This window comes from uncultured Wocania sp., from assembly GCF_964021735.1.
In the GTDB taxonomy this organism is placed as follows: Bacteria; Bacteroidota; Bacteroidia; order Flavobacteriales; family Flavobacteriaceae; genus Wocania_A.
The window spans coordinates 1-6,428 of sequence record NZ_CAXIBN010000176.1; the positions used below are offsets into that span (position 1 = coordinate 1).

Genomic DNA, 6,428 nt, shown 5'->3' on the forward strand with positions numbered 1-6,428 from the left:
AAGGCAATAAGCGTGGATTGATGAATCTTGATGGTGAAACCATTATTCCTTGTGAGTATGATAAATTTGAAGTTAAAGGAAGCTACGTTTTTACATTAAAAGGCAATAAGCGTGGATTGATGAATCTTGATGGTGAAACCATTATTCCTTGTGAATATGACAATATGAAGTTTGAAAATGGTATTGCAATTGTTACCAAAAATGGGAAAACAAAACAAATACAACTTTAATACCTAATACTAATCTAATTCTTATCCTCCAAAAGTGGCACAAATCTAAACTCTCCAAATTCTTCTTGCTCAAATTCTTTTTGTCCTTTTCTAATAAAAAGTGTCATAATTTGCACATCATCGCCCACAGGAATAACAAGCCTTCCTCCTATTTTTAACTGGCTTAATAATGGTTTTGGCACAAACGGTGCGCCTGCTGTAACAATAATACTATCAAATGGAGCTTCTTCTTTTAAACCTTTATAACCATCGCCAAAAATGAGTTTTTTAGCGCGATAGCCTAATTTGGGTAAAAACTTACTGGTTTTTTTAAACAATTCTTGTTGGCGTTCAATACTAAAAACTTTTGCTCCTAATTCGCATAAAACAGCAGTTTGATAACCACTACCTGTACCAATTTCTAAAACCTTATCACCTTTTTTTACTTCTAATAATTCCGATTGAAAAGCCACAGTATAAGGTTGCGATATCGTCTGATCTGCAGCAATAGGAAACGCTTTATCTTGGTAAGCATGATCTAAAAAACTAGAGTCCATAAACAAATGTCTTGGTATGTTTCCAATGGCCTTTAAAACCGCTTCATTGGTTATACCTTTGTTTTTTAAAACGTTAACTAATTGTTGTCGTAGTCCTTTGTGTTTAAATGTATCTTTCAATGGTTGGGTTATTTTCAAAGCTAAAATTAGTAAACATTTTTAAGCTAAAATCATTTTAATCGTAATTTCTTTTAAGTATCAATAAAGCAAAAAATTAGCTGCAAATAATCAAATTCATGTATTAAATATCTTATTTTTGTTGAAAACGTAAAAATATGCTAAAAGCTGGTGTACTTGGTGCTGGTCATCTTGGAAAAATTCATTTAAGACTTCTTAATCAATCTGATAAATATAACCTTATTGGTTTTTATGATGCAGATGCAGATAACGGAAAAAAAGTAGAAGAAGAATTTGGTTATAAGTTTTTTGATTCTATAGAAACACTTATAGATGCTGTTGATATGATAGATATTGTAACCCCCACATTATCACATTACGATTGCGCAAAACAAGCTATTGCCAAAGGCAAACACATTTTTATTGAAAAACCAATTACTAATACCGTTGAAGAAGCAGAACATATTAGAGAACTTTTAGCACAACACGATATTCGCGGACAAGTGGGTCATGTAGAGCGTTTTAATCCTGCTTTTATAGCAGTAAAAAAAGATATTAAATCACCTATGTTTATTGAAACACATCGATTAGCAGAATTTAATCCGCGTGGAACCGATGTTCCCGTTGTGTTAGATTTAATGATTCACGATATCGATATTATTTTAAGTGTGGTAAAATCGAAAGTAAAGCATATTTCTGCAAGTGGTGTTTCGGTTATTAGCGATACTCCAGATATTGCCAACGCTCGGATAGAATTTGAAAACGGCTGTGTTGCCAATTTAACAGCGAGTAGAATCTCTTTAAAAAGTATGCGTAAAACACGTTTTTTTCAAAAAGACGCCTACATCTCTGTAGATTTTTTAGAAAAAAAATGTGAAGTTGTTAAAATGAAAGATGCTCCAGAAAACCCTGGAGATTTCGATATGATTCTTCAAAATGCTGAAGGTATAAAAAAGCAAATCTATTTTGATAATCCAGAAATTTCAAACAACAACGCTATTCTTGATGAATTAGAAACCTTTGCAGATGCTATTAACAACAATACAACACCAGTTGTAACACTACATGATGGTACTGAAGCTTTACGTGTGGCAACACAGATAATTAATTGTTTTAAATAAAATTTCAAATGAAGAATATCGCAGTAATTGGTGCTGGAACCATGGGAAATGGTATTGCACATACTTTTGCACAAAGTGGGTTTAAAGTTCAACTCATAGATATTAGTGAAGCTTCCTTGAAAAAAGGCATGGAGACCATTTCTAAAAATTTAGATAGAATGGTTGCAAAAGAAAAAATAACGGAAACCGATAAAAACGAAACTTTAGCAAATATTACAACCTTTACGAGTATAACCGAAGGTGTTGAATATGCTAGTCTTGTTGTTGAAGCTGCTACCGAAAATATAGATTTAAAACTGAAAATTTTCAAGCAATTAGATGGAGCTTGTCCAGATGACACTATTCTTGCAACAAACACATCTTCAATTTCTATAACGCAAATTGCGGCGGTAACCTCTCGACCAGAAATGGTTATCGGGATGCATTTTATGAACCCCGTTCCCATCATGAAATTGGTTGAAATTATTCGTGGTTATAATACGAGTGATGAAGTAACAAATACTATTATGGAAATGAGTCGTAAACTTGGTAAAACCCCAACCGAAGTAAACGATTATCCTGGTTTTGTTGCCAACAGAATATTAATGCCTATGCTAAATGAATCTATTGAAACCTTATACAATGGCGTAGCAGGCGTTGAAGAAATTGATACGGTTATGAAGCTTGGAATGGCACATCCCATGGGACCATTACAATTAGCAGATTTTATAGGCTTAGACGTATGTCTTTCTATTCTAAATGTAATGTACGAAGGCTTTAAAAACCCTAAATATGCACCATGTCCGTTATTAGTAAATATGGTTCGTGCTGGCAAATTAGGTGTAAAATCTGGTGAAGGCTTTTATGATTATTCAGAGAGCAGAAAGGCTGAAAAAGTGGCTAAACAGTTTATAAAGTAAATTAAAAACGTCATTGCGAATCACATTTTTATGTGATGTGACAATCTCTTTTTTAATAAACAGATTACCATGTCGTAAAAACTCCTCGTAATGACAGTTTCGAATAAATCATGGCAAAAATAAAACCATTTAAAGCGGTACGACCAACTAGAGCTATTGTTGGTTTGGTAGCTGCACGTCCGTACCAAAGTTACACAGTTAACGAGCGAGACTCTAGAATGGATTATAACCCATATAGTTTTCTTCATATTGTAAATCCTGGCTATAAATATGATCAAGTTATTACTGGCGAGGAACGCTATAAATTAGTTAGAAACCGGTATTTAGAATTTAAAGAAGATGGCATTTTTATTCAAGATGAAAAGCCTTCGTTTTATGTCTATAAAATAGTAAATAGACATGGTCAAGAATTCAATGGTATTATTGCAGCAACTAGTGCTGAGGATTATGAAAAAGATGTTATAAAAAAACATGAAGATACTTTAGCAAAACGAGAACAAACATTTAAAACCTATTTGCAAACGGTAGGTTTTAACGCAGAACCTGTGCTACTTACCTATCCAGATAATAATGTAATTTCATTAATTATAAAAGCCACTCAAAAAAATCATGCAGAGTTTGAGTTTACAATGACTTACAGAGACACACATTATTTGTGGAAAATAGATAATGAAGATGATATTGTAGTAATTCAAGAGGAGTTTGATAAAATGGAAACAATTTATATTGCAGATGGACATCATAGATCAGCTTCATCTTACTTATTGTATAAAGATGAAAAAGCTAAAAACATCAATCATCAAGGTAGTGAAGCTTACAACTTTTTTATGTCGTATCTCATACCAGAATCCGATTTAGTAATTCATGAATTTAACCGTTTAATAAAAGATTTGAATGGTTTAAGCAAAGAAGAATTTTTAATTCGTTTAGATCATTTATATCGTATTGAAAATAGAGGAATCGTACCCTATAACCCATCCAAACCACATCACTTTAGCATGTATTTAGATGGTGAATTTTACTCACTATATTTAAGAAAAACTAATTATGATTTTGACACTTCGTTAGATACGCTAGATGCGTATTTGCTTTACAAAACGATACTACAACCCATTTTAGGCATTAACGATTTACGAGACGACAATCGCATTGAATATGTAAACGGGAGACATGAAATGATTACTATTAAAAGTAGTGTAGATAGTGGAGAATTTAAAGTAGGTTTTGGCATGTGTTCTGCTACCATTAAGCAAATAAAGCATATAGCAGATGAGGGTTTAAAAATGCCCCCAAAGAGCACATATATTTTACCAAAATTAAGAAGCGGGATAACAATTTACGAATTTTAACGCTTTGTATAAAAATGCTTATTTGTTTAGCTATTAAGGTTTTAAGACACAACTAAACAACAAACGACTTAACAAACAACAATGAATATAAAAGAAAATTTAAACCATATAAAATCAACATTACCAGAACACGTTACATTAGTAGCAGTTTCTAAAACCAAACCTATTAGCGATTTAATGGAAGCCTACAATGCTGGACAACGTATTTTTGGAGAAAATAAAATCCAAGAAATGGCTGAAAAACATGAAGAAATGCCTAAAGATATTGAATGGCATATGATTGGCCATGTTCAACGAAATAAAGTAAAATATATGGCTGACTTTGTCAGTTTAATTCATGGTGTTGATAATTATAAATTGCTAAAAGAAATTAACAAACAAGCAAAAAAGCATAACAGGACTATTGATTGTTTATTTCAAATAAAAATAGCGTCAGAAGATTCTAAATTTGGAATGTCATTTGATGAAGCTTCAGAAATCATTAAATCTAAAGCCTTTTCAGAATTGCAACATATAAAAGTTGTAGGCGTTATGGGAATGGCAACATTTACTGATGATATGAATCAAGTTGAAAAAGAATTTATAGTATTAAAAACCTATTTTGATAAACTTAAAATTTGTCACACTGAGCGCAGTCAAAATACAGAATTCAGAATTATAAGTATGGGTATGAGTGGTGATTATGAGTTAGCAATTGATTGTGGAAGCAACATGATTCGTGTTGGAAGTAGTATATTTGGCGAACGAAATTATAATAATTAGTAAACAGTCGCGGTTTCAGTTAACAGTCTTCGACTAAACGACAAACAAATAAACAGATAAACACTTTTTGTACGCAATATTAGACATAGAAACTACTGGAGGCAAGTATAACGAAGAAGGCATTACTGAAATCGCAATCTATAAATATAATGGTCACGAAGTTGTCGACCAATTTATAAGTCTTATAAATCCAGAGCGAGAAATACAACCATTTGTAGTTAACCTTACAGGTATAAATAGCAGTATGCTACGCAATGCACCAAAATTTTATGAAGTGGCGAAACGTATTGTAGAAATTACTAAAGACTGTATTGTTGTGGCACATAATGCAAAATTTGACAATAGAATTTTAAAAACAGAATTTAAACGATTAGGTTTTGATTTTGATAGAAGAACACTTTGTACCGTTGAATTAGCAAAAGATTTAATTCCTGGGCAAACCTCTTATAGTTTGGGTAAACTAGTCCGTTCTCTTGGTATTCCGGTAACGGATAGACATCGCGCCTCTGGTGATGCATTAGCTACTGTAAAACTATTTAAAATGCTTTTGGATAAAGACACAACTAAAAACATTATTCAGCAATCTATTCGATTAAATCCGAAGCACCAATTAGAGCCGCGACACATAGATATTATTGAGCAAATGCCATCAATAACTGGGGTTTATTATATGCATAAAGCAGATGGAGAAATTATATACATTGGAAAAAGTAATAATATTAAAAAGCGAATTAATCAGCATTTTACAAATACCAATCAAAAATCAAAAAAAATACAACAACACGTTGCCACTGTAACATACGAAGCTACAGGTAGCGAACTGGTGGCATTATTAAAGGAAAGCGAAGAAATTAAACGCAACAAACCTATTTATAATAGAGCGTTAAGACGTCATGTTTTTACACACGCTTTATATAATTTTAAGGATGAAAACAATTATATCAACCTAAAGATTGATGTTGTAGATGGCAGAAAAAAGCCTATAACTACTTTTAGCAACAGACAAAGTGGAAAAAGTTTTATTACAAAAGCTGTTGAAGAATACAATCTTTGTCAGAAATTAACAGGATTATACAAAACCAAAACTAGTTGTTTTAACTACGATATTAAAACCTGCAATGGTGCTTGTATAGAAAAAGAATTACCAGAAATTTATAATGAACGTGTGGAAGCTTTAATCCATAAAAACAGTTACAAAAACAAAAACATGGTAATTATTGATAAAGGTAGAGATGTTGATGAACGCAGTGCAATCCTTATAGAAAATGGTGTTTTTAAAGGTTTAGGATATTTCAATTTGAATTATCAAATAAACAATATTGAGATTTTAGAATCTATTATTACTCCCATGGAAAACAATAGAGATACGCAACATATTATTCAAAGTTACCTCAGAAAAAATAAACGCTTAAAA

The 6,428-nt window shown here is 31.9% G+C and carries 7 protein-coding genes; 6 read left to right on the forward strand and 1 reads right to left on the reverse strand.

Annotated elements, in window-relative coordinates; all coding sequences use genetic code 11:
* Nucleotides 1-230 (forward strand): WG repeat-containing protein (locus AADI82_RS12805; RefSeq protein WP_341216822.1); only part of this gene is annotated, 230 nt, incomplete at its 5' end.
* A gap of 14 nt (nucleotides 231-244) precedes the next feature.
* Here AADI82_RS12805 and AADI82_RS12810 read toward each other — a convergent pair.
* Nucleotides 245-886: a protein-L-isoaspartate(D-aspartate) O-methyltransferase gene (locus tag AADI82_RS12810; RefSeq protein WP_341216823.1), complete on the reverse strand. Its 642-nt coding sequence runs from the start codon at nucleotides 884-886 to the stop codon at nucleotides 245-247.
* A 155-nt stretch (nucleotides 887-1,041) separates the two neighbouring features.
* Here AADI82_RS12810 and AADI82_RS12815 point away from each other — a divergent pair, with 155 nt between their 5' ends.
* The 5 genes from AADI82_RS12815 to AADI82_RS12835 all read left to right on the forward strand — a co-directional run.
* Nucleotides 1,042-2,004, forward strand: a complete 963-nt coding sequence (locus AADI82_RS12815; RefSeq protein WP_341216824.1) for a Gfo/Idh/MocA family oxidoreductase — start codon at nucleotides 1,042-1,044, stop codon at nucleotides 2,002-2,004.
* A gap of 8 nt (nucleotides 2,005-2,012) precedes the next feature.
* Nucleotides 2,013-2,903, forward strand: a complete 891-nt coding sequence (locus AADI82_RS12820) for a 3-hydroxybutyryl-CoA dehydrogenase (RefSeq protein ID WP_341216825.1) — start codon at nucleotides 2,013-2,015, stop codon at nucleotides 2,901-2,903.
* A gap of 110 nt (nucleotides 2,904-3,013) precedes the next feature.
* On the forward strand, nucleotides 3,014-4,252 hold the full coding sequence (locus AADI82_RS12825) for a DUF1015 domain-containing protein (protein ID WP_341216826.1): 1,239 nt from the start codon (nucleotides 3,014-3,016) through the stop codon (nucleotides 4,250-4,252).
* A gap of 81 nt (nucleotides 4,253-4,333) precedes the next feature.
* A complete protein-coding gene (locus AADI82_RS12830) occupies nucleotides 4,334-5,014 on the forward strand; it encodes a YggS family pyridoxal phosphate-dependent enzyme (protein ID WP_341216827.1) in 681 nt (226 codons plus the stop codon).
* A 67-nt stretch (nucleotides 5,015-5,081) separates the two neighbouring features.
* The coding region (locus tag AADI82_RS12835; RefSeq protein ID WP_341216828.1) for an exonuclease domain-containing protein at nucleotides 5,082-6,428 on the forward strand (1,347 nt) is incomplete at its 3' end.

Excerpts from the sequence above, each read along its gene's own strand:
- AADI82_RS12825 (WP_341216826.1), top strand. The coding sequence starts at position 3,014 with ATGGCAAAAATAAAACCATTTAAAGCGGTACGACCAACTAGAGCTATT.
- AADI82_RS12820 (WP_341216825.1), top strand. The coding sequence starts at position 2,013 with ATGAAGAATATCGCAGTAATTGGTGCTGGAACCATGGGAAATGGTATT.
- AADI82_RS12815 (WP_341216824.1), top strand. The coding sequence starts at position 1,042 with ATGCTAAAAGCTGGTGTACTTGGTGCTGGTCATCTTGGAAAAATTCAT.
- AADI82_RS12830 (WP_341216827.1), top strand. The coding sequence starts at position 4,334 with ATGAATATAAAAGAAAATTTAAACCATATAAAATCAACATTACCAGAA.